At 37.3% G+C, this 23,282-nt stretch carries 20 protein-coding genes and 1 tRNA gene; 9 read left to right on the top strand and 12 right to left on the bottom strand.

Going from position 1 to position 23,282, the window contains the following annotated elements:
- Positions 1–38 precede the first annotated feature (38 nt).
- Positions 39–209, top strand: coding sequence for a hypothetical protein (locus tag A3Q33_RS20655; RefSeq protein WP_196797989.1), 171 nt, complete (start codon positions 39–41; stop codon positions 207–209).
- A 599-nt stretch (positions 210–808) separates the two neighbouring features.
- Here A3Q33_RS20655 and A3Q33_RS17415 read toward each other — a convergent pair.
- Positions 809–1,033 carry a helix-turn-helix domain-containing protein gene (locus tag A3Q33_RS17415; RefSeq protein WP_081181050.1) on the bottom strand — a complete coding sequence of 75 codons (225 nt, stop codon included), beginning with the start codon at positions 1,031–1,033 and terminating at the stop codon, positions 809–811.
- A 137-nt stretch (positions 1,034–1,170) separates the two neighbouring features.
- Here A3Q33_RS17415 and A3Q33_RS17410 point away from each other — a divergent pair, with 137 nt between their 5' ends.
- The gene (locus A3Q33_RS17410; RefSeq protein WP_081181049.1) at positions 1,171–1,434 is read left to right on the top strand and encodes a hypothetical protein; all 264 of its coding nucleotides are present in this window, start codon (positions 1,171–1,173) and stop codon (positions 1,432–1,434) included.
- A 2-nt stretch (positions 1,435–1,436) separates the two neighbouring features.
- Positions 1,437–2,186 carry a hypothetical protein gene (locus A3Q33_RS17405; protein ID WP_081181048.1) on the top strand — a complete coding sequence of 250 codons (750 nt, stop codon included), beginning with the start codon at positions 1,437–1,439 and terminating at the stop codon, positions 2,184–2,186.
- Between the two features lie 94 nt (positions 2,187–2,280).
- Here the strand turns inward: A3Q33_RS17405 and A3Q33_RS17400 are convergent.
- Positions 2,281–2,371, bottom strand: a tRNA-Ser gene (locus A3Q33_RS17400).
- A gap of 276 nt (positions 2,372–2,647) precedes the next feature.
- On the opposite strand from A3Q33_RS17400, the gene A3Q33_RS17395 reads away from it, so the two are divergent.
- Entirely contained in the window at positions 2,648–4,111 is a 1,464-nt protein-coding gene (locus tag A3Q33_RS17395; RefSeq protein WP_081181047.1) for an MATE family efflux transporter, read from the top strand.
- 262 nt (positions 4,112–4,373) lie between these two features.
- Here the strand turns inward: A3Q33_RS17395 and A3Q33_RS17390 are convergent, their stop codons facing one another.
- From A3Q33_RS17390 to A3Q33_RS17380, 3 genes are all read right to left on the bottom strand, one after another.
- Positions 4,374–6,101 carry a SulP family inorganic anion transporter gene (locus tag A3Q33_RS17390; RefSeq protein WP_196797988.1) on the bottom strand — a complete coding sequence of 576 codons (1,728 nt, stop codon included), beginning with the start codon at positions 6,099–6,101 and terminating at the stop codon, positions 4,374–4,376.
- Between the two features lie 372 nt (positions 6,102–6,473).
- Positions 6,474–7,010 (bottom strand): hypothetical protein, encoded by a 537-nt coding sequence (locus tag A3Q33_RS17385; protein WP_081181046.1) that lies wholly within the window; start codon positions 7,008–7,010, stop codon positions 6,474–6,476.
- Between the two features lie 89 nt (positions 7,011–7,099).
- Positions 7,100–7,795: a HupE/UreJ family protein gene (locus tag A3Q33_RS17380; protein ID WP_502687196.1), complete on the bottom strand. Its 696-nt coding sequence runs from the start codon at positions 7,793–7,795 to the stop codon at positions 7,100–7,102.
- 122 nt (positions 7,796–7,917) lie between these two features.
- Here A3Q33_RS17380 and A3Q33_RS17375 point away from each other — a divergent pair, with 122 nt between their 5' ends.
- From A3Q33_RS17375 to A3Q33_RS17365, 3 genes are all read left to right on the top strand, one after another.
- Complete coding sequence (locus A3Q33_RS17375; protein WP_081182735.1) at positions 7,918–8,658, top strand: ABC transporter permease; 741 nt, start codon at positions 7,918–7,920, stop codon at positions 8,656–8,658.
- A 155-nt stretch (positions 8,659–8,813) separates the two neighbouring features.
- Positions 8,814–9,209: an antitoxin Xre-like helix-turn-helix domain-containing protein gene (locus tag A3Q33_RS17370; protein WP_081181045.1), complete on the top strand. Its 396-nt coding sequence runs from the start codon at positions 8,814–8,816 to the stop codon at positions 9,207–9,209.
- Complete coding sequence (locus tag A3Q33_RS17365; protein ID WP_081181044.1) at positions 9,196–9,888, top strand: RES family NAD+ phosphorylase; 693 nt, start codon at positions 9,196–9,198, stop codon at positions 9,886–9,888. The genes A3Q33_RS17370 and A3Q33_RS17365 overlap by 14 nt, the downstream gene beginning before the upstream one ends.
- A 127-nt stretch (positions 9,889–10,015) precedes the next feature.
- Here the strand turns inward: A3Q33_RS17365 and A3Q33_RS17360 are convergent, their stop codons facing one another.
- Entirely contained in the window at positions 10,016–11,812 is a 1,797-nt protein-coding gene (locus tag A3Q33_RS17360; RefSeq protein ID WP_081181043.1) for an acyl-CoA dehydrogenase C-terminal domain-containing protein, read from the bottom strand.
- A gap of 386 nt (positions 11,813–12,198) precedes the next feature.
- On the opposite strand from A3Q33_RS17360, the gene A3Q33_RS17355 reads away from it, so the two are divergent.
- Complete coding sequence (locus A3Q33_RS17355; protein ID WP_081181042.1) at positions 12,199–12,861, top strand: nitroreductase; 663 nt, start codon at positions 12,199–12,201, stop codon at positions 12,859–12,861.
- 152 nt (positions 12,862–13,013) lie between these two features.
- Here A3Q33_RS17355 and A3Q33_RS17350 read toward each other — a convergent pair whose 3' ends face one another.
- Entirely contained in the window at positions 13,014–14,615 is a 1,602-nt protein-coding gene (locus tag A3Q33_RS17350; protein ID WP_081181041.1) for a hemerythrin domain-containing protein, read from the bottom strand.
- 463 nt (positions 14,616–15,078) lie between these two features.
- Here A3Q33_RS17350 and A3Q33_RS17340 point away from each other — a divergent pair, with 463 nt between their 5' ends.
- Positions 15,079–15,771: a crotonase/enoyl-CoA hydratase family protein gene (locus A3Q33_RS17340; RefSeq protein WP_081181039.1), complete on the top strand. Its 693-nt coding sequence runs from the start codon at positions 15,079–15,081 to the stop codon at positions 15,769–15,771.
- 114 nt (positions 15,772–15,885) lie between these two features.
- Here the strand turns inward: A3Q33_RS17340 and A3Q33_RS17335 are convergent, their stop codons facing one another.
- The 5 genes from A3Q33_RS17335 to A3Q33_RS17315 all read right to left on the bottom strand — a co-directional run bounded on the left by A3Q33_RS17335 (position 15,886) and on the right by A3Q33_RS17315 (position 23,137).
- Positions 15,886–17,058, bottom strand: coding sequence for a vWA domain-containing protein (locus A3Q33_RS17335; RefSeq protein ID WP_081181038.1), 1,173 nt, complete (start codon positions 17,056–17,058; stop codon positions 15,886–15,888).
- Between the two features lie 5 nt (positions 17,059–17,063).
- Entirely contained in the window at positions 17,064–17,897 is an 834-nt protein-coding gene (locus A3Q33_RS17330) for an AAA family ATPase (RefSeq protein WP_081181037.1), read from the bottom strand.
- 107 nt (positions 17,898–18,004) lie between these two features.
- Positions 18,005–20,122, bottom strand: coding sequence for a molybdopterin-dependent oxidoreductase (locus A3Q33_RS17325; protein WP_081181036.1), 2,118 nt, complete (start codon positions 20,120–20,122; stop codon positions 18,005–18,007).
- Positions 20,123–20,304: 182 nt separating this feature from the next.
- Positions 20,305–21,303, bottom strand: a complete 999-nt coding sequence (locus tag A3Q33_RS17320) for an NADP-dependent oxidoreductase (protein WP_081181035.1) — start codon at positions 21,301–21,303, stop codon at positions 20,305–20,307.
- 175 nt (positions 21,304–21,478) lie between these two features.
- Complete coding sequence (locus tag A3Q33_RS17315) at positions 21,479–23,137, bottom strand: AMP-binding protein (protein ID WP_081181034.1); 1,659 nt, start codon at positions 23,135–23,137, stop codon at positions 21,479–21,481.
- Between the last annotated feature and the right edge of the window lie 145 nt (positions 23,138–23,282).

Raw genomic sequence — 23,282 nt, 5'->3', positions numbered from 1 at the left:
CATTGCACGGATACTCGTTAATTATCTCTTAGGCAAATATGATTAAAATTAAACACCCTCAAGAGCTAGCGCATTTACGTTGCCTTGCTCTGTCAGCACAAGCTTTGTTACAGACACAAGCTTATGGCAGTGGTTTGGAAGGGGCGCGTAATGCGATTAACCATATTGGTTACGTACAGGGCGATAGCGCCATAAACTTAATACTTTAAATTCAATTAAAATTTGAATGATTCTAATGTCCGCTTCGGGGATTTTATTTCTGACGCCAAACAAAAGTTTTAGTCATAACTTTAGTTGTGAATGGATGTGAATTTTTAAGTGTAAAAAAGAAACTTTAGAATCTCTGCCCTGCTGCATTAACTCATAAGCTAATGACCGCTAATGGCTAGCTACTGCCGTAAACACCTAATGTCCGCATTGTCGGATAAGCTGCCTTTAAAGCCTAAAGCTTGAACGACCGAAATCACATGGCTTAGTTGTCTATCAGGATAAAGTTTGACCTATGTTTTCTTAGAGGTGGAAAAACCTAAAGATCTACTGTTTACTAAAAAATCTCTTTTTATTTTTGAATAATTGATGGTCTAAATAAAGGTTATTTGATAGCAGTAGTGATTGGCAATAACCGGCAGTTCTAATCTAATAAAGTGTCATTGTTAATGCATTTATCCAGAGGTGCATTTATCCAGAGGTGCATTTATGACAATAATAGTTATTCAGCATTTAATAAATATGGAATAAGAGATACTTGATTTGTCACTTTGAATACATGATTCAAAGTGATTGTATAACCAAACTAAACCATAACTTTCTATTCATCCTTAATAAAAACAGCTACATCTGAAATTTTCACATCAAAGAAAGCACATAATTTATCCAAGACATCTGTAGATGCGTTATATCCTTTAATATTGGATAACTTAGATAAGGTCGTCCTATGAATGCCAGTTGATTTACTGATCTCTTCAATCGTAACTCTGCGCCCTTCTTGAAAGGATTTTTCTGCAATTAACTCTTTTAATTTAAATCTAATCATTTGCTTTTTGCTCTAATTAAGATGCTTTAACTCTACATTGGTATTATTAAAATATCAAATAACTCTTGACATTCCCGATCTCAACTGTATATTCAAATGTGCATTATACGCATCAATTGAATAACAGGAGTACTTAAATGTGCATATATAAGTTCGAAAGAGAAAGTTTAATTAAAGAGTTAGCCGCAAAGTTAGATGATGATGTTTTTGCCAAATTCGCATTACAAGTAACTTCTGATTCTTTTATTGATGAGGAAGATCTAGTCGCTGAATTTATTGATAACGAATTAATTGAATTCAATGACCAACTTGAGTTGTTCATTAAAGCTCATATTACGACAACATTTGATCGTAAGTTGAAAGATTTAGTTGCGCAAACTATCACAGGAACTGGAGTGTAATCATGACAAAGCCAATTATCGCATTTAATACGCAATACCCTACTTACACAGCATTAGCTGCTGACTTTGGAAAGGATCGACAGCTTGTTTATACTCGAATAAAAACCTATGGTTGGTCACCTGAAAAAGCCGTACTTACTGACAAGCATGGCAGTATCAGAAAATCATACTCAGATAATGCGCTATTACTTAAATCACCATTACTTTTTAAAGTCATCAATAAAGTTAGAGAGTCTGTAGTGCTTATTAAGCGCTTTCATGCAGAAATGGTTAAACAGTATTCTAAAGGTAAAAAGGTAGCTAAAAAAGCGTTTAAAATGCGCTCAATAGTTAAGGTTATACCGAAAGGTCATGGTAAATATTCTATCGGGCGATTTAAAGCGGATCCTATATTGGCAAACACTATTGGCTGTATCTATCTCGCTAAAGTGCCCATTGGCGACATATATTATCTCAAGATAGGTATTTCAAAGTTCCTTGCAGCTTCCGAGCGTAAAAAGTCTCTTCCAAAAGGCACTGTGATCATTAAGTACCTTCATACTGAACTACACAAATGTTTTCAGGCTGAGCAAGTCATGCTAACAGAGCTAAAACAAGAAGAATTAGTCATACATAAATTTTCTCGTTTTGAAGGTTATTCTGAGCTATTAACTTTAATGCCCGATAAATTATCACTTCATAAAATATATTATTTGCGGCTAAAGTCGGCTTTGAAGGAAACTAAATCTTATGATGAATTTATCAATAATTAAGCTGAATTAGCCATTATATTCGGAAAATATATTCGGAAAGTATTCGGAAGTGCTAAAACGAGAAAGGGCTGCACATTGTGCAGCCCTTTGAATGTGGCGGTGAGATAGAGATTTGAACTCTAGAAGGGCTACAAACCCTTGCCGGTTTTCAAGACCGGTGCTTTCGACCACTCAGCCATCTCACCTGAAGTTCAAAAGCATTGCTGCTTCAGAACGGGGCGAATAATAAATACTGTTCACTACTTTGTAAAGTGCTAATTACTAATAATAGGCATTTTATGTGATTTTTATTACCAAGTGCTGAATAAACCATCAAATTATGATTTGTGACCGCCCTTTCTTGTCATTTATAGTACCTTTATTTTTTTATCTTCATGAATACGATTTGTAACAAACGTATGCAACAGTAATTACTTATTCAGCTGCTATAATATGCTATTACAAATTTTTCAGGAAACATTGTGGCAAAATCTAGTCAATCAGTTGCTGATAGAAGTCTATTAAGTTTAACTTGGCCCATTTTTATTGATCTATTTTTCATTTTTATGATTAATGTCGCTGACGCTTGGTTTTTAAGTCGTATATCCGATACTGCTGCAGCTTCTATTGGCGCTATTATGCCTATTTTAGGTATTGCCTTTGCGCTTTACAGTACTTTGCATCAGGGTGGCAGTAGTGTTGCCTCACAACGTATTGGAGCTGGAGACTTCCACAAATTAGCTACAACTTATGGTGCGCTGTTCGCCATTCTTTTATTTGGTGGTATTTTATTAACCATTATCATGCTGTCGTTTTCGCCGACATTCGCTCAATGGATGGGATTAACAGATGATATGGCTGCCATGGCCAGTATTTACCTTACGACAATTGGCATGGGCACTTGGATTTTAGCCGTAAGATTTGCTGCTGCAGCGGTTTTAACCTCTCAAGGCAAAACACATTGGAACATGTGGTCTACTTTCGTCATGACCATAGTCAATATACTGTTTAACTACCTACTTATCGACGGTAAACACGGATTTCCTGACCTAGGTGTACAAGGCGTCGCTTATGCATCAGTTATCGCTTGGCTTGTCAGTTTATGCTTTACCCTTTTGATTATCACCAAACATTTGAAAATCAAGATTGCGTTACCCAAAAGTTGGCTGTTATTTAAAAAAGATAGCGCCCCTATTTTAAAAATTGCCATGCCGTCAGTGTTAGATCCAATGTCGTGGCAGCTGACCCAAATATTAATGACGGTGATGATAGTTACCATGGGTGAACTCGCGTTAGCTACCCGTATTTATAGCTTTAACTTACTCTTTACAGCCATTCTTTATGGTTTTGCGGTCAGTGCTGGCGTACAAATTAAAGTTGCACATTACATTGGTGCCAAACGCTTTGATGACGCTCATAAACAATTAATGCTAGGTCTAAAATTGGGTATTGCTGGCGCGATGTTTTTTGTTTTCACCTTACTTATATTGTCGGATCAACTATTCTCGATATTTACTAGTAATACTGATATTTGGGCTTTGGGGAAATTAATCTTATTTGTGGCTATTATTGGTGAGTTTGGCCGCAGTTTTAATTTGATTGTTGGGGCGTCATTACGTGCGTCTGGCGATGCACGTTATGTGTCAATGTTTGGATTTGCAATTATGTGGTTTATCGCCCTACCATTAGCCTGGCTATTAGGTCTACATTTTGCTTATGGCTTGGTGGGTATTTGGCTAGCTACCAGTTTAGATGAATGTATTCGTGGTGTTATTGCGCTGAAGCGATGGAATACTGGTATATGGCGCACTAAAGGTGTGTATGTTGAAGAACTACCTGTGCATGAGCCTACTCTCAATGAGCGCATAGATTATCAGGAAGCCAATGACTGCTTTGAAGTTTTCAATCAAGAGCAAGAACAACCGCTAACAGCGCCGAAGACCTGATATTAAATAGTGTGATAAAAATGCCGTTAATATAATAGGATTAACGGCATTTTTTTGGTTACGATATTGTGGTTAATTTATCAAATCGAACAGGCTAAAATATAATGTCTTTAGTATGATGCATTGATGAAATTGGTATTTGGTTATCAATTTCATCAATGCTAGTTGGGCATTGTGTGTTAGATTGACGGCATAAATACCGACCTACATGTTATAGCTTGCTGTAAGTTGATTTATGCGCTTGAGTACTAAATCCTCGAAATTACTCTTCCACTTGTACTTCATGGGCCTCTTGGGCTTCTTTAGCTGCTAGTTGCTTGGCTTGATTAATTCTTAATGCTAAATACAAGTCGGAATGAACATATATGCCTTCGTTGCCTGATCTTATTTCTGCTTTTACAAACCATGCAAGCAATTGACGTTTTCTTCCAGCAATTTCAAAGCGCACTCCTCGCTTTTGGAATATAACGTTTAAGTCAGCCAGCATTGCCATCACGCTTAAGTCTAAATGGGTGAAGCACGGTACCGCATCGATGATAACGCATTCAATATCGTCTTTTTGTCTGGCATATTGTTCTAATAGTCTTCGTTTAAAAAAACTAGAATTAAAGTAAGTTAACGGCGAATTAAAACGGTAGATAAAAATACCGTCTATCGGTTTTGCTTTATCGCTGGTATCTAAACTTCTAACAACACCATTTATATCTACACCCAATATATGGTCTGTTGGTCGCATTACTGTGCGGATAAATTGGAATAAACCCAGTAATACCGCTAGCGTTATACCTGGGATTACACCAATAAAAAGCACAGCAAATAAGGTGGTTAACGTTAAATAAAATGCCTGTTTGTCTTTTAATCTTAGTTTCCAAACTGCTTTTAAATCTAAAAGATGTACTGAAGCAATAATCAAGACTACACCCAGTGCTGCACTGGGAATAAACTCTAAAGGCGCGGTTAAGTAAATAGCAATGATGGCAATAATAACTGCGGCTATAATCGACACTAATTGGGTTTTACCGCCATTAGCATCATTAACTGCCGTGCGCGAGTCTGCACCACTTACGGCAAAGCCTTGTGATAAAGCAGAAGCAAAATTTGCTATACCAAGCGCCATGAATTCTTTATCTGCATCAATGTCGTAACCATTTTTAGCGGCAAAGCTGCGCGCAGTAAGCATCATACTGACAAAGCTTACTATGGCGAGGTTAAGTGCGGGCATGACTAACTCACGAATAATACCAACGTTAAAGTCAGGCGCTTTAAATAAGGGTAAGCCTCCATCGACAATGCCAATGGTTTTTATGTCAAACTGCTCTAGATTAAATCCCCAAACCATGGCGGCGCCAAAAGCGATTGCGAACATAGAAGCCGGCCATGTAGGCTTTATGCGTTTTATAACAAAATAAATACTCACCGTTAGTAAAGCCATGAGTAAGGTCGGTACATGTGCTTGCGATAAATAATCAGGCACACTTCCTAACCGTTCAAGTAAATGCCTTTCGTCGAAGGTAAAACCAAACACTTTAGAAAATTGTCCAACAATAATGGTGATAGCGACACCATTTAACAGCCCCATTAAAATAGGTTTAGATAAAAAATCAGCCAATACGCCAAGTTTAAAACGACTGGCAATTATGCACCAAAAACCTGTCATGGCGGTCATGGTGATCACTAATTGCCAATGCTTAACAATGTCTCCCGCTGCTAAGGGGGTTACCACGGCGGCAATAACAGCACAGGTTGCCGCATCAGGGCCAACAATGAGTTGTTTTGACGTACCAAATAGCGCATATATTATCATGGGTAAAACGCAAGAATATAAGCCAACAACCGCATTTACGCCGGTAAGTTGTGCATAAGCAATAGCAACGGGCAAAGCGACTGCAGCAACAGACAATGCTGCTCTAGCATCATCAGCAAACCATTGGCGCTCATAATTGAATAATACATTCAAACCGGGCATGAAATTATATAAACGTGATAACAACACTGTTTCCTTAGGGAATATAATGCTTTAATAATAGGATTAATAAGTAAAGAAATATAGCTAATATATTCACTAAATGGATGAATTTTCATAAATTACATCACCAGAGCTCAGTTTTATCGTATGGTGAATAAAATGGCCAATATTGCTCAATATTTTATGCTCAAAAAGCCAGTACTAATTTCTCAGTATTTCCGAATTTTGTGGTGAAGTAATAACTATGAAGAGAATGACAGCATTGAAAGCTTTAGTCGGAAAAGTGCAAAAACCAGTTTTTTAATACCAGAATGATATGTGAACTGTGAATAAAATAGCTAATGAAAAAAGCCGTTAATAAGATTGTTAATAACGGCTTACATGAAGCAACAACGCTTAACCTTTAATGGTGTAATAACCCTTAATTGATAATGACACCGTTACAGGTTGCTGACTTTGATTTTTCCAATACCAGCCATGAGAACCTTTAAAAGGCGTAGTGAGCGAGCCTTTCATATTGCTTGAAGTGGTAATTGAAAAACTTTCAAAATATCCCGTTTTATCTCCTGCAGGCTCACCGTGAAAATCGAAATAAAGGGCTTCACCGTCAGTTTTCCATTCATATTCAACATGGGCATGTTTTTCCATATTTAATTTATACTCTAATCCATTGCCCGCTGGCACGATAATTTCAACATCATCGGTTCTTAATGCATCATTTTGTGTGCCTCGCTCTATGACAAGCGTTGGTGATTTTTCAGATGCTTCAGCTATCGCGGTAAGCCCTAGTGTTTTACCAATGCCCGTTGGGTCAATATTATATTCTGCCGGTAAAATACAAGTAACAAGTAGCGTTGTTGCTACTAAAAACGCGATAACGCCGGCTTTAATCAATGTGCGGGTAGTATGTACAGGGATATTGAATTCGTTCATGTTAAATCCTAAATTTTTATTCATTATTATTGACGCTAAAGCCAAGAGCACTTTGAGCTGAAATTTGTTTATCTTGATAACAAGCTACACTAATTTATAAAGTAGCCCGTTAGTTGCAAACCTACCAGCATAAAGCCAGCACTCATCAATGCCGTATTGGTGACTGTTGCAAAGCTTAGATAACTGCTGTGTCTACGCCAAAAATTTAATATAATTAACACCAAAGCAAGTGCTAAAAATTGGCCTATTTCAACACCAACGTTGAATGAAATAATATTGCTAATTAAGCCATCACTCGGTAATTGAAATTCTTGAATTTTTGTGGCTAATCCAAAGCCATGAAATAGCCCAAACACCGTCACAGCAATTTTAGTATTAGGTTGGCAGTTAAATAAACGCTGAAAGCCGCCTAAATTATCAAAACCTTTATAGACCACAGAAAGCCCAATAATGGCGTCAATTATATAAGGATTAATTTCAATATTGCTAAACACACCATAGAGTAAAGTTAAACTGTGGCCTAGCGTAAACAAACTGACATATAACAGTACATCTTTACTTCGAAATAAAAAGAACACCACGCCAACTAGAAATAACAAGTGGTCGTAACCCGTTAGCATGTGTTTAGCGCCAATATAAATAAAGGGAAATATTGCGCTCCCTTGATTAGCTTCTAAAAACTGCTTTGTAGCATCGTCTACGCCATGGGCTAACAATGAAAATGAAGTGAATACCCCAATTATTATCAGCAGAGATCGAATGAAATTGTGTCTGATGTGCTTCACTTAGTATCCTTGTTAATGTAAATTTTTTTAAATTATTCTACGGCAGTGTTTATACACTAAATTTGTATGTAAGGGGAATATACTAAATAATAGTTCCACTATTGGAAATACAATTAGCAACCATGAACAATACATTGCAAATGATCAGCTTAGTTGACCTATCCATTGCTTTTATCCCTGTTATTATCGCTCTGTTTTTTCTATATATATGGTCTTTAAATGTAAAACAAGCGAGCTACGCACTTTCTAGAATGTTAATACAGTTATTACTTATTGGTTACGCACTAAGTTATATTTTTTATTCTGATAATGTTTGGCTTATAACCGCTATTTTATTCGCTATGGTCGGTATTTCTTGTTGGATAGCGTTGCGCACCCTGCCTACATATCGACTTCGGTTATTCAAACATGGGTTTATGGCCATATTATGTGGTGGCGGCTTTACCTTGTTTTTTATAAGCCAAGGCGCGCTGGCACTCAGTCCATGGTATCAAGCACAAGTGCTTATTCCACTTGCGGGGATGATATTTGCTACGGCCATGAATAGCATTAGCTTATGTGCTGAGCGCTTATTTTCTGAAATGAATAATCAAGTACCATATCCAGAAGCTAGAAAAAATGCTCTAAACGCGGCAACAATACCGGTAATTAATACTTTATTTGCAGTTGGTTTGGTATCAATACCCGGCATGATGACAGGACAAATTTTATCAGGTGTTTCGCCTTTAATTGCTGCTAGATATCAAATTATAGTGATGTGCATGATCTTTGCTTCAGCGATAATTTCTGCGGTTATTTTTCTCCTGTTGTCTGAGAAAACGATGAAATTAATGACTAAACAAAAAGCCGACCCCAAGTTTTAATTTCGTTGTGGGTAGTTATTCTTTATGTGACTTATCATTCAAATTTTACACTCCACTCCTCTTTACTACATACAGCCTCCCATTTAAGACTATTAATTGATTTTAGTTTCAACTGAGACTATAATCAGCTTATCAATCTTGACTAGGACTGTGATATGAATGTTTCAAATTATCAAAATAAAACGCCAAAAATTAACAGTTTGGTTGCTTTTAAACTTGGTAGTAATATCTTAGAAAAGTGGCGATGCAGCGCGGGCGATAAGCAAGCTATTCTTGGATTGACCAAAAGTAGCTATTATCGGTTTCAAAACAATGAGAGTGCAACGCTTTCTAACGATCAGTTAGAGCGTATTAGTTATATAGCTAATATTCATCAAGCATTAAAAATGGTTTTCTCTAATCCTGACAACGTTTATGGCTTTATGGCGATGAAGAATGATAATCCATTTTTTAATGGTAACTCACCGCTATCGCTTATCTCGACTGGAAAATTTGGCACCTTATACGAAGTTTTCAAGCGTATAGATGCTATGCGTAATGGTCAGTGGTAACGTGATGGAAGGCACTAAAACAGTAAAACTTGTTAATAAAGTGGCATTTAGGTTAGTTAATTCAAAGTTTCCCCCTATTACCCTTTTTGATGATGTGATCAGCAAAGACGACTTTGAAACAGTTTACGCTATTCAAGCATTAACCAACCCCAGAATATTAAATCAGCTTGGTGACTTATCCCTACTTGCAACCAACGAAATTCCTTTTGGCATTGATGGCGTAAATTATGTCACCGCGCCTTTTACCCACATTAATCCTGATGGCTCACGCTTTAGCCAGGGTGAGTTTGGCGTACTTTATCTTGCAGACACTATTAAGACCGCCATTAAAGAAACGCTTTATCATCAACAGAAGTACTTTCAAAACATACAAGGTTTACATTACGATACGGTGGATATGCGATGTTTAAAAGTCACTTTCAGTGCCAATGTTGTCGATTGTTCAAAGGTTGAAGGGATTGGTGAATCTGAAGATTACTCGAAACCAAGGATCCTTGGTGCAGAGCTTAAGAAAAATGCTGAGCAAGGTTTTCAATATCTCTCGGTAAGAAATCAGGGTTCAACATGTTGGGGGCTCTTTTCCCCGATTCATGTCTCTAAAGCCATACAAACTAAGCACTTCGAGTTTATCTTTGACGGAAAATCAATATCTAAAGTGAGAGAGCTCGTTAGTGAATAGCATAAATTATTTACCTTTATGTACCTATCAACTAAACCAAGGCACCTTTACACCTTGATACAATGTCAAAAGCGTTATTAATTACAAGAAATTAATAACGCTTTTTTGGTTATAAAAAGTCTAATGATTAAAATGCAAAGTCTTCACTGGCTAATGCCATCATTGAATCAACACCACCTTCAATACAAGCCGCATGTCCCTTTGCACGAGGTAATATGCGTTTAAAGTAAAACTCGCAGGTATGAAGTTTTGCTTGATAAAAGGCTTTATCTTCAGCACCGCTTTTTAGTTTACTGTGTGCTACTGATGCCATTTGCGCCCAAAAATAAGCTAATGTAACGTAGCCAGCAAACATTAAATAGTCAACCGATGCGCCACCAATTTCATCCGCGTTAGTCATGGCCTTTTTACCCACGGTAGCGGTTATAGCTTGCCATTGTTCAAAGTATGCACTCAATGTTTGTATTTGTTCAGCCATTGCCGTGTTATCAGCATTTTTTTGGCAGAAAGCACCAACATCAGCCATAAAAGGCTGTAAAATTGCACCTTTACTGCCTAAAATTTTACGGGCGAGTAAATCTAATGCTTGAATACCAGTCGTGCCTTCATATAAGCAGCTTATTTTAGTGTCGCGCATTAGTTGCTCCATGCCCCACTCTTTTATAAAGCCGTGACCACCAAATATTTGTACACCGTGACTAGTACATTCAAAACCTAACTCACTTAATAGTGCTTTTGCTATTGGCGTTAATAAGGCCAGTTTTGTTTCTGCATTAACAACTGTAGGTTTATCTTTTTCAGCGTGTGTTATATCAACTAACTGTGACAAATAGCCAATAAGCGCTCGGCCACCTTCAGCGATAGATTTTTGCGTGAGCAACATTCTGCGCACATCGGGATGCACAATGATCGGGTCCGCTGGGCCATTTGGATTTTTAATCCCACTAATTGAACGCATTTGTAGACGATCTTTCGCATAAGCTAACGCCCCTTGAAAAGACGCCTCTGTTGCTGCTGTACCTTCAAGTGCCACGGCTAAGCGCGCTGAATTCATAAAGGTGAACATACAATTTAAGCCGCGATTAACTTCACCAATTAAATAGCCTTTGGCGTTATCGAAATTAATAACACATGTCGCGTTCGCGTTAATACCCATTTTATGCTCAATAGAGCCACAACTAACGCCATTTCTGTCCGCTATTGTACCGTCATCATTGACGTTAAATTTTGGCACTATAAAGAGTGAAATACCTTTACTACCTTCAGGTGAACCCGGAATACGTGCAATAACAATATGTACAATGTTGTCAGATAAGTCATGTTCTCCGGCAGAAATAAATATTTTTGATCCCGTTAAAGCATAACTTCCATCGTCATTTAACTCAGCTTTGGTGCGCAACATGCCTAAGTCGGTACCACAATGGGCTTCGGTTAAGCACATGGTGCCTGTCCAACTGCCTTCAACCAAGTTAGGCATAAATTGTTGTTTTTGAGTTTCAGTTCCATGTGCTTCAATAGTGGCTAATGCACCATGACTAAGGCCTGGATACATAGCAAAACTGTGGTTTGCTGCTGACATCATTTCACTAATCGCACTATTCAATGAATGAGGTAACCCTTGGCCACCAAACTCCACACTTTGTGACAATGTTGGCCAACCGCCAGCAACATACTGTTGATAAGCATCTTTAAAACCGTCAGGTGTTGTTACTTTGCCGTCGGTCCAAGTACACCCTTGTTGGTCTCCAATTTGATTTAGCGGTGCTATAACCTGCTCGGTAAATTTAGCCGCTTCTGTGAGAATAGCATCTACCATGTCTTCACTAGCATCATTGTAGCCAAGTTGTTGGTAATGTTTGTCGCAGTCTAACAATTCTTGCATAACGAACTTTATATCTCTTATGGGCGCTTTATACTCAGGCATTTATTCATTCTCCAAATTACGGTAAGACAAACATGATGATTATTGAATCATATAATTCATATGCTAATCACAACATAGATATAAAACAAATGAATATTTCTTATCAACATCTATCAAAAATTCGTATACACAAAAGAGATTTTAACTAACAATATGACGCAACTGCTCTGATTTGAATACCTTGCTTTTATTATATTATTCTAGTTTTTTCAGGCTTTTATATTGTCATGCCTCTCCTACTATATTTAATTGGAATACAACATCATTATAATTATTCATTGGTTTTATAAAGATATTGGATTTAACATCATTAAAGTATGCTTATTTTTATAAGCTATTGTTGAAGTATTGATAATCATATTTTATATGTTCATAAAGGATGCCCTATGTCAGTGATTTCCCTGTTAGAAGAACGATATTCTGCTCGCGCTTATTTAAATAAGCCCGTTCGACAAGCGTTACTTGAAGCCATTTTTAAACAAGCGCAACAAGCGCCATCAAACTGTAATGTGCAGCCTTGGCAAACATGTGTAGTATCTGGAGATCAGAAAGAGCAATTAAAAAATGACTTAATCGCCACCGTAATGAAAGGTGAATCACCTAACCCTGATTTTAATTGGCTACCTAAATATGAAGGTATTCATCGTGATCGTCAATTTGGTTCTGCTAATGCACTTTATAGCGCTATCGGTGTAACACGAGAGGATAAAAAAGGCCGACAAATGGCAATGATTCGAAACTGGCAGTTTTTTGATGCGCCACACGTCGCCTTTTTCACCATGGATAAATACTTAGATATTATGGGCGCGGTTGACTTGGGTATTTATGCACAAACCTTGTCATTAATCCTAGCAGAGCATGGATTATCATGCTGTATGCAAGGCGCACTTGGTCAATTTCCAGATCCAATAAAAAAAGCGCTTAACTTACCTGAGCAACGGGGTGTGTTGTTCGGAATGTCTTTTGGCTATGCCGATGAAAGCGCCGCCGTAAATAATACTCGTACTGATCGTGAATCTATTGATAATGCCGTTAGTTTTTTTAATTAAAGGCTATGTGTTCACCAACAGATAAAGCAAACAGTTAAAAAAAGAAGGCTTAACGTAAATTTAAATATACTGCCAAATGAACAACCCACTTGTTGTAAATGCGGCAATATCTAATTTTTACACTTAGGGAATAAACCATTATCGACTAATGATCACTCCATAAAGCTTTCTTCTTCAATTGACAATGCATAAGCCTTAATCGCCATATCTGATTGTAATATATGTTGGCTAAGCCAAGTGTATACAAACATCGCAATTTTATGCTGTATTTCAAGATTATAATGATCAAGTTTCTTTATCAGTGCCAAAAGATTTTCTTTGAACGCTAAATGCTCTTTGAGATGGCTTTGAGTATCAGGATAATTTATTTGTCTTAACAAGTTCTCCTCAGATTCAAATTGTAAGTCTATATATGAAGCCAAATGTTGGGCTAGCATAATAGCTGACTGCTTATTATCTTTGTGATAAAAATCATTTAGCATGGTAAATATCATTTTATGTTGATCGTCTATTTCCTTATTACCTACCATGTACTTTGGTAACCATTGGAAGACTTTTTGGTTTTCTTTTGCGTGATACTCAAGTACCTCTGTTGGTGATTGTATTGCTTTATTGATACTTTTTAAGATGGCACTTTTCTTAGAAGGTTTTATTAAATAACCGCTTAAACCCAATGGAAACCAACGTTTAATTGACTCTCTGTCACGATGTTGAGTATAAGCAATAATAGGGACTTTATTACCCTCTTGACGAATTATTTTAGTCACTTCAATACCATTTAATGTAGGTAAATCATAAGCTAAAAGTACAACGTCTGGTTTAAAGTTGTGTATTTCATCTAGTGCTTCTTTACCGTCATTAACTAAGACATGTTTAAATACGGTATCAGAGAATATTTTATCAATGACACGCGTAAACATATCAGAAGGCTCCGCTACCAACACTTTATAGCAAGTGCTCTGTAGGTTTTCTAAGTCTTGGTCATCTGAAGTTAACAGTGCCGTATTTACACCTATAACTGTTTTATGCTCAGGTTGATTACTTTCAACAACATTTGCTTTTATGTCTTCATGACTCGCTTTTAATTCAAGTAACTGATCTAGAATGTATTGAATACTGCTTGAAGCATTTTCGTTCATTTGCCCTAGAGACAAACCAATCAGGTTTTGTAATACAGCTTTAGCTTCTTTATTTTCTACCGCAATACCTGTCGCAGATAAAATATCTTTTTCACACTTATTAACACTTGATATAAATGACTTTTTAAGCGCAACACCATGTTCTATACATGAAGCAAGCTCGTCTTCACCATCATTAACCAGTTGCTCTAAACTGTCATTTTTACGATTTTCAATTAATTTTAATTCTTTTAATAAAACAAGTTTTAAACGATAAGGCTCGTTTAAAGGATTAATAATGGCGTAGTCGTCAAATAAGCCATTTTCACAGGCTAAATAGGCACGAAATGTTTCACGGTTGTTGATCAATAAAATGGCACTATGAGGAGCTATGTTCTGTTCATATTCTTCTAGGTAATTGATGTAAAATTCGATGGTACTTTTAATATTGTTCGAAGAGAGCAATAAAACTTTAGGTGTCATTGCCGTTAAACTATTTAATTTTTCTGGGTTAAATTTGTAAGCTTTAAAGTCCAGCCCTAATTCAGTTATTTGCTGAATGGCTGGCTCTACACTATCGCGCTCTTGATATATCATGACAATGTCAGGTTGATTAGTAATTTTCACCGGGTTCATGAGTAAGATCTCTTTTTACGCTTTTTAAATTTAACGGTATCTTTGTAGATATTATATAAATTAATAAACTGTTTCTTTACTATAAACTGACTATCTTGCAAATACTTATACTTTTAATATTAGTTAATATTTATAGAAAAACATTGTTAAATAACCATTTTTATCATCTATTTATCTTTTAACCGAAACATTACATGATCTGAGCTGATTTTAAGCTAATAGTGAGAAGAATGATTTAAATTTTACGAGATTAAAATGATAAATAAACACCATATTAACCGTTTTAATATATTTAAACGTTCCAATAAACATACATATTTCGCTGGCGATTGCTTTTGGCTTGCTGATATCATGATGTAATGATTTAAAAATGAAGCTTAACTTTATTAAAAATATTGCATACCCGACTTTAAGTTTGGAATTATGATAATATTTTGTAAATTTGATAACGATAGGAAGCACCGTGGAATTAATCGATTTAGACATTAGTGAAAACATAGCAACAATAACCTTAAAAAATGGCAAAGTTAATGCTATTTCCCACCAAGTAATTGCCGAAATTAATGACGCTTTAGATCAAGCAGAGTCAGCGGGTGCAGTCGTTATATTAACCGGCCAACCGGGCATGTTCTCTGCAGGGTTTGACTTGAAAACGATGAAAGAAAGTTCAGAATCAGCTGTGGCATTGGTTACCGCTGGCTCTACTTTATCGCGACGTATGTTGTCATTTCCATTTCCAATTATTGGCGCTTGTTCAGGCCATGCTATTGCTAAAGGCGCGTTTTTATTACTCAGTTGTGATCATCGTATCGGCAGTTTAGGGAAATTTAAAATCGGCTTAAATGAAGTCACCATTGGCATGACTATGCATCAAGCAGGTATTGAAATAGCCCGAAATCGTTTACCGAGTAACTATTTAACGCGTTCAGTAATTAACGCGGAATTATTCTCACCAGAAACAGCGGTTTCTGCAGGCTTTTTAGATACTCTAGTTGAACCAGAAGAGTTAATGGCAACAGCTAAGGCCCTTGCAACTCATATGCAAACATTGAATATGAAAGCGCATCACGGTACTAAATTAAAAGAAAGAAAAGAAATTTTAACGGCGTTAGATGCAGCAATCGAACTTGATGCAGCAATGGTTATTTCTTTATAGGTTTTTATCAGCGTTTATATTTCGCATATGTACTTATGTAAATGTGGCACGAGTAACTCGTGCCACATGTTATTTACTTGATAGATATCTTTCTAGCTTTATATATTCCCGCCCTTAACTAATTTCTTTAATGGCTCGACCAATACCATCAACCGTTAATGGAAACATTTTATCGCCGATTAAACTTTTAATAATTGATATTGAATGATAATAATCCCATTGGTTTTCTGGCTGTGGGTTTAACCATGCAACTTTATTGAAATGCCCCAAAATTCGCTGCATATAATCTACCCCAGGCTTTTCATTCCAATGCTCAACACTACCACCGGGTGCAACTATTTCATAAGGCCCCATAGTGGCGTCACCGACAAAAATAACCTTATAATCGCTCCCGAAAGTTCTAATTACTTCTTCTAAATCAACCGTGTCATGGCGGCGACGGCTGTTGTCTTTCCATAAACGCTCGTAAACGCAATTATGAAAATAGAAAAACTCAAGATGTTTAAATTCGGTATGTGCGGCAGAGAATAGCTCTTCACAAGTATGAATGTATTCATCCATTGAGCCACCAATATCAAAAAACATGAGTACTTTTACCGAATTATGGCGCTCGGGTTCCATATGCACATCGAGTAAGCCACCATTTTTTGCTGTAGAGCGAATGGTCGTATTGATATCAAGCTTCTCACTTGCACCTGTTCGGGCAAACTTTCTGAGTTTTTTGAGCGCTAATTTTATATTGCGAGTACCTAGTTCTCGGTCTTGATCGAAGTTTTTAAACTCTCGTTTATCCCACACTTTTACCGCGCGGTTATTGCGATTGCCGTCTTGACCTACGCGAATACCTTCTGGATTATAGCCATAAGCGCCAAACGGTGATTTACCGCCAGTACCAACCCATTTACTACCACCTTCGTGTCGCTTCTCTTGCTCTGCGAGGCGCTCCTTTAAGGTTTTCATTAACTCGTCAAGACCACCTAGCGCCGTTAACTTGTCTTTTTCTTCCTGACTCAGCTCGTTTTCAAACTTTTTTCTGAGCCATTCTTCAGGAATAACGTTATCGAAAATATCGATTTTTTGTACACCGTCAAAGTATTCTGCGAAGGCACCGTCGAATTTGTCGTAATGGATTTCGTCTTTCACCATCACTATTTTCGCTAAATGATAAAAAGCTTCAACATCGGCAAACACAACGCCTTTTTTTAATAACGCAATCAAATCTAGTAATTCGCGTAAACTTACCGGGACTTTGTGTTTTCTCAGGGTTAGAAATAAATCTATAAACACGTTTATTACCTGTTTCTGCGACTGATAAAAGCAAGTTTTTCAAGTAATGACACATCTTGCTCATTTTTAAGTAAGGCACCAAATAAAGGGATTATGTCTGACTTTTTATTAATTAATACGTCTTGAGCAACATCGTCTGCAACCAGCAGTTTTAACCAATCAATCAACTCTGACGTTGACGGCTTTTTCTTAATGCCTTGTAAGTCTCTAAGATTAAAAAACACTTCTAAAGTATGCGCGAGCAAGTCTTGTTTAACATGAGGATGATGAACCGCAATAATCTGTTCCATCTCTACTTTGGTCGGAAATTTTATGTAATGAAAGAAACAGCGGCGTAAAAATGCATCCGGAAGCTCTTTTTCATTATTTGAGGTAATAATAATAATTGGACGTTGTTTTGCTTTGATCACTTGTTGAGTTTCATATACAAAAAATTCCATCTTATCAAGTTCTTGCAATAAATCGTTGGGGAATTCTATATCCGCTTTGTCTATTTCATCAATTAATAATATCGGGCGTTGTTCTTCTTCAAATGCCTGCCAAAGTTTGCCTTTAATAATATAATTCGAAATATCATTAACTTTTTCATCCCCTAATTGGCTATCTCGTAAACGCGACACCGCGTCATATTCATAAAGCCCCTGCTGTGCTTTTGTGGTCGATTTAATATGCCATTGATATAACTTACAGTTAAGTGATTTTGCTAATTCTTCTGCAAGTTGGGTTTTACCCGTACCTGGTTCGCCTTTGATCAGTAATGGTTTTTCTAAAGTAATTGCCGCGTTTACCGCTAAGCGAAGTTCATCTGATGCAATATAATTTTCTGTACTTTTAAACATGTCTTTACCTTTAAAAATGATGCCGATTATTGTTAGGCATCAATAAAAATTGATTTACAAATTTATATGGCCAGAAATTACGCCGGCCGTTTGTTGTTTATTCATAACTATGTAGCAACTTTTATCGCTACGGGTGTTCCGTTAAGTGCCGCATTACCTGTCAGTAAATCTACTCGATTAACATCCGTTAAGTCATTAATACTAACACCCGGTTGAGTAGCCGCTACTGACATATTAGTGTCTTTTTGATTATGTCCCCATCCTTGCGGCATACTGACCACACCTTGTTGAATATCATCGGTAATAACGGCATTAATTAATACTTCGCCCGAGATTGAACTAACACTTAATAGCTGCCCATTTGAAATACCCAATTTTATTGCATCGTCAGGATGAACCTCTAACGTACACGGATTTTTACCTTTGACTAAACGAGCAGAATTTTGTGTCCACGTATTGTGACTTTTAACTAATCGACGACCAATTAAATCAAAGGGATAATCATAATCACGGGCCGGCTTTGACATTACCGCATTTAACCGTGGTAAGTCATCAACATAGAGTTGTGGAACTAAATTGACTTTACCGTCTGCCGTTTTAATACGCGCGGCTAAACACGGCATTAAAGGCCCAATATCTATACCGTGAGGATTATCGATAAGTTTTTGTAAACTTAATCCTTGCTCACCGTAAGGGCCATTTTTTAATTCCATATCTAATATAATTTCAGGCGTGAGGTTTTTCAAATGCGCTGGAATATCCTCATTAGTCATTCTTTGGGTTAGTTCTTTTAATATTTCATAGTCGTTACGTTGATATTCTTCTCTTGCAAACAATGGCGCTGAATATTTTACGGTATTACGTACTGAAAAAGAATTAAAGAAAATATCATAGTGCGAATTTTCAATACCGGTAGTCGCCGGTAAAATTATATTAGCGTATTTGGTGGTTTCGTTTAAATAAATATCAACGCTAACCATATAGTCTAAGCCTTTGAAGGCTTCAGCTAACTTATGACCACTAGGACTTGAAAGCACCGGGTTACCTGCAATGGTGATCAAACTTTTAATTTGGCCTTCACCTGCAGTTTGTATTTCTTCGGCTAGTGCCGCGACTGGAAATTCACCATTAAAAAACGGCAGTTTCCGTACCCGCGTGTGGTACTCTCCAAATGTACTTTTAAAGCCTTTTTTATGATTTCTCAATAAATCAAAAGCCGGTTGAGGAAACATTGCCCCGCCAGCCCGGTCAAAATTACCGGTTATAATATTAAGCACATTGGTAAGCCATTGACACAAGCCACCAAAGGTTTGTGTTGAAGCGCCCATGCGGCTGTAGCACACAGCGGAATTTGCTGTCATAAAATCGTCAGCTAAGGTACAAATTTCTTTAGCGTCAATACCGACAAATTCAGCAACAGACTCGGCAGAATAAGCTTTTGTGAGTTCATCAAAGCCATCTATACCATCAACTAGGTTATCTAAGTGTCGTAAGTTAACAGCATTCGTCGCGAAAACACGATTGATCAAGGCAAGTAATAATAGTGCATCTTTCTCAGGACGAATAAACAAATGTTTATCCGCTACTTTCGCGGTATGAGTCCTTCGTGGATCTATCACCACAACTTTACCTGAGCGCTTTTGAATCGCTTTTAAACGGCCTATAACATTAGGTGCTGTCATCATACTGCCGTTGGAAACAACAGGATTACCCCCAATAATTAACATAAAATCAGTTCGGTCAATATCAGGTACTGGAATTAACATGCCTGCACCAAACATAAAGTTAGAGGCAACATGGTGCGGCATTTGGTCAGTTGAAGCAGAACTAAAACGATTAATACTACCTAAGGATTTCATAAAGGGTTTTAAAAAGAGTGTGTTACCAAGGTTGTGAGCATTGGGGTTTCCTAAATACAAAGCCAAGGCATTTTTGCCGTGTTTAGCTTGGATAGTTTTAAATTTTTCAGCAATTTCTGTGTAGGCTTCTTCCCAAGAAATATCTTCCCAACCTGTTGCCGTGCGTCTAATCGGTGTTTTTAAACGGTCTTTATCTTCATAGAAGTCTTGTAAGGCAGTGGCTTTAGGGCAATTATATCCTTTACTGAATGGATCTTTTTGATCGCCTTTAATGGAAATTATATTTTTGTCTTGATACTTAATTTCCAAACCACACATAGCTTCGCAAATATTACAATTTCGGTAATGGGTTTTAATTTCGCTCATAAATATTGCCTAACTTAACAATGACTATATCGATTGGTGCTGGTTACTAATCGATGTAGTCACCGTAGATTCCTTTAAATTACGATAAAATGTCTGCTTAAAATGTTATTTGCGCTATCACCTAGCTTTATTAACGCAAGTATTATCACCGCATGGCTGTAGCGTATATTTCGCCTATCAGATTAAAGTTTAACGATTAACTTACCTTTATTCTTACCGGTGAAAAACAAGTTCAAGCCGGTAATTGCAGACTCTAGCCCCAGTAAAACATGGGCACGATGCTTTATTTTACCTTGCATAACATAGGGGGTAAGTTTTTCCAATAACGTAGGTATTTCACCAAAATGATCTGGCATGGTAAAACCTTGTATAGTTAAGCGCTTTTTGATGATGTTAATCCAACTTGGTGCTAAATCTGGTACTTCTTTCGAGTAATCAGCGATCATGCCACAAACGGCAATACGGCCATGGGCATTCATTCGCTCATATACGTGGTGCTGTATTGGTCCACCGGTGTTTTCAAAGTAAACGTCAATACCGTTTGGTGTTAGTTCAGCTAACTTTTCAGCTAAATTATCTGTTTTATAATTAACTGCGCCGTCAAAGCCTAATTCGTTAATAATCCAATCGGCTTTCTCATCACTACCCACAATACCAATAACCGTTAGGCCATCGGCTTTAGCTAACTGCCCTACAATTGAGCCGACAGAACCCGCAGCGCCAGAAACAACCAGTGTTTCACCACTTTTTGGCTTACCAATACTGTACAAACCTTGTGTAGCCGTTAAACCCGGTAGCGCGAATACCGATAGAATGGCTTCATCAGGTAATGGTGCCGCAACTTTATTTAAGCCGGTACCGTCAGATAAATAATATTGTGTCCAGCCCATTAAGCCCATCACCCGATCGCCTATTTGAAAGCCTTCATGGTTACTCTCTACAACTTCACCTATGCCTGAGCTGCGCATTACATCGCCTAATGCGACAGGTGGAATATAACTTTCAGTGTCAGGGCTCATCCAACCGAACATAGCAGGATCAAGTGACATATGATTTTGTTTAACTAAAAATTGCCCTTTGCCGATGCTTGGCAGCTCTTTTTCCACTATTTCAAATAGTTCAGGACCAATAGGACCGCCAGTTGGGCGGGCGATTAAATTAATTGCGTTATAAGTAGTCATCTTGTTTCTCTTTGTTATTTTTTATCTATGAATAAGGTTAATGAAGACTGCAAAAAAACACGGCCTAATAATCAAAGCACGTTTAACCACAGTCGATCATTAGGTATTAAAATTTACATAAAGCAGTCATAAATTTTATGTAGCCAATAATGGCAAATAGTTGCAATTCAACTGCCTATTTTCGTAATTCTTTTCTTAATACTTTACCAACATTGGTTTTGGGTAAATCATCCATAAATTCAACAAACTTTGGACATTTATAATTAGTCAGTAATGTATGACAATGATCGAAAACATCTTTTTCGGTTAAATTAGCATCTTTTTTAACAATGAACACTTTTACCGCTTCGCCAGTAGCGTCATGTTTCACACCAATAGCCGCGGCTTCAAGGACACCGGGATGCATCACAAGCACTTCTTCTATTTCATTGGGAAAAACGTTAAAGCCAGAGACGATGATCATATCTTTTTTACGATCAACAATTTTAAAAAAACCCTTTTCATTCATGGTGGCAATATCGCCCGTAGCTAACCAACCATCTTTTAATACTTCATCGGTTGCGTCTTGACGATTGTAATAACCCTTCATGACTTGTGGGCCTTTTACCCACATTTCACCGGGCTGGCCTAATGCCACCTCTTCGCCATCATCACCAATTAAGCGAATGTCTGTTGAGGAAACAGGAAGACCAATTGAACCATTGAAACTCTCTTGGTTATAAGGGCTCATAGTTACTATGGGTGCACATTCGGTTAAGCCATAACCTTCTAATAAACGTGCCCCCGTTACTTTTTGCCATAACTCAGCAACAGGTCGTTGCACTGACATGCCGCCAGCAAAGCCTAGTTTTAATGAACTAAAGTCAAGTTTTTCAAAGTCTGGGGTATGCAATAAGCCGTTAAATAACGTGTTAACTCCAGTTATAGCGGTAAAAGGATATTTCTCTAACTCTTTTACAAAACCTGGCATATCTCTTGGATTGGTAATTAACAGATTAACGCCACCAAAAGGCAGAAAACAAAGACAGTTAGAGGTTAACGCAAAGATATGATAAAGCGGTAATGCCGTTACCATTAATTCTTTGCCAACTTCATAGACATTTTTTGTGGCTGCGTTGGATTGTTCTACGTTTGATATCATATTGCGGTGCGTTAACATCGCCCCTTTTGATGGACCGGTTGTACCACCGGTATACTGTAAAAAGGCGAGATCAGAACCCACAATTTCAACTGGTTTATAGTTAAGTGTTGCGCCTTTAGCCATGGCATTATTAAATGTTACTGCGTTTGGTAAGTTATACGCGGGCACTTGTTTTTTCACGTATTTGAGTACGAAATTGACCACCACGCCTTTGACTTTGCTTAGCCTGTCGCCAACACCGGTAAGAATAACGTGCTCTACATCAGTTTTATCAATAACCACTTCCAATACGTGAGCAAAATTTTTCAGAATAAGAATACCTTTAGTACCCGAATTCTTTAATTGATGTTCTAATTCACGCGCTGTGTAAAGCGGATTTACATTTACCACAGTTAAACCGGCAATAAGTGCACCAAATAATGCCACGGGATATTGCAAAAGATTAGGGATCATTATCGCAAATTTATCACCTTTTACGTAGCCTAAATCTTGTTGTAAATAAGCCGCGAAGTCAGTCGCTTGTTGCGCTAATTCTTGATACGAAATACTGGCACCCATATTAATAAATGCCGTATTATTTTCGTAAAGTTTGGTGTATTTAAAAAACAAATCTGCCAAAGAATTATATTTGTCTGGGTCTATTTCCCACTCAACACCTGGTGGATAACTATTCTCAAGCCAAACTTTTTCCATTGTATATCTCCCCAATTATCCATGTTTAAGAAATTTTTTTAATAACACCAATCTCTCTCATTATCTTTTCAATTTTTCTGTTTGAAATAATCCACTTACGTGTAATTGATTATATCAGTATAGCTGCAAAACTTAGCTTATCTGG

The organism is Colwellia sp. PAMC 21821 (assembly GCF_002077175.1).
Classification (GTDB): domain Bacteria; phylum Pseudomonadota; class Gammaproteobacteria; order Enterobacterales; family Alteromonadaceae; genus Cognaticolwellia.
The sequence above is the reverse complement of the archived record's forward strand: the minus strand, read 5'-3'. Positions and strand labels throughout refer to the sequence as shown.

Coding starts and splice junctions, on each gene's coding strand:
- A3Q33_RS20655 (WP_196797989.1), top strand. CDS start 39: ATGATTAAAATTAAACACCCTCAAGAGCTAGCGCATTTACGTTGCCTT.
- A3Q33_RS17415 (WP_081181050.1), bottom strand. CDS start 1,033: ATGATTAGATTTAAATTAAAAGAGTTAATTGCAGAAAAATCCTTTCAA.
- A3Q33_RS17410 (WP_081181049.1), top strand. CDS start 1,171: ATGTGCATATATAAGTTCGAAAGAGAAAGTTTAATTAAAGAGTTAGCC.
- A3Q33_RS17405 (WP_081181048.1), top strand. CDS start 1,437: ATGACAAAGCCAATTATCGCATTTAATACGCAATACCCTACTTACACA.
- A3Q33_RS17385 (WP_081181046.1), bottom strand. CDS start 7,010: ATGAACGAATTCAATATCCCTGTACATACTACCCGCACATTGATTAAA.
- A3Q33_RS17375 (WP_081182735.1), top strand. CDS start 7,918: ATGAACAATACATTGCAAATGATCAGCTTAGTTGACCTATCCATTGCT.
- A3Q33_RS17370 (WP_081181045.1), top strand. CDS start 8,814: ATGAATGTTTCAAATTATCAAAATAAAACGCCAAAAATTAACAGTTTG.
- A3Q33_RS17365 (WP_081181044.1), top strand. CDS start 9,196: ATGGTCAGTGGTAACGTGATGGAAGGCACTAAAACAGTAAAACTTGTT.
- A3Q33_RS17360 (WP_081181043.1), bottom strand. CDS start 11,812: ATGCCTGAGTATAAAGCGCCCATAAGAGATATAAAGTTCGTTATGCAA.
- A3Q33_RS17355 (WP_081181042.1), top strand. CDS start 12,199: ATGTCAGTGATTTCCCTGTTAGAAGAACGATATTCTGCTCGCGCTTAT.
- A3Q33_RS17350 (WP_081181041.1), bottom strand. CDS start 14,615: ATGAACCCGGTGAAAATTACTAATCAACCTGACATTGTCATGATATAT.
- A3Q33_RS17330 (WP_081181037.1), bottom strand. CDS start 17,897: ATGTTTAAAAGTACAGAAAATTATATTGCATCAGATGAACTTCGCTTA.
- A3Q33_RS17325 (WP_081181036.1), bottom strand. CDS start 20,122: ATGAGCGAAATTAAAACCCATTACCGAAATTGTAATATTTGCGAAGCT.
- A3Q33_RS17320 (WP_081181035.1), bottom strand. CDS start 21,303: ATGACTACTTATAACGCAATTAATTTAATCGCCCGCCCAACTGGCGGT.
- A3Q33_RS17315 (WP_081181034.1), bottom strand. CDS start 23,137: ATGGAAAAAGTTTGGCTTGAGAATAGTTATCCACCAGGTGTTGAGTGG.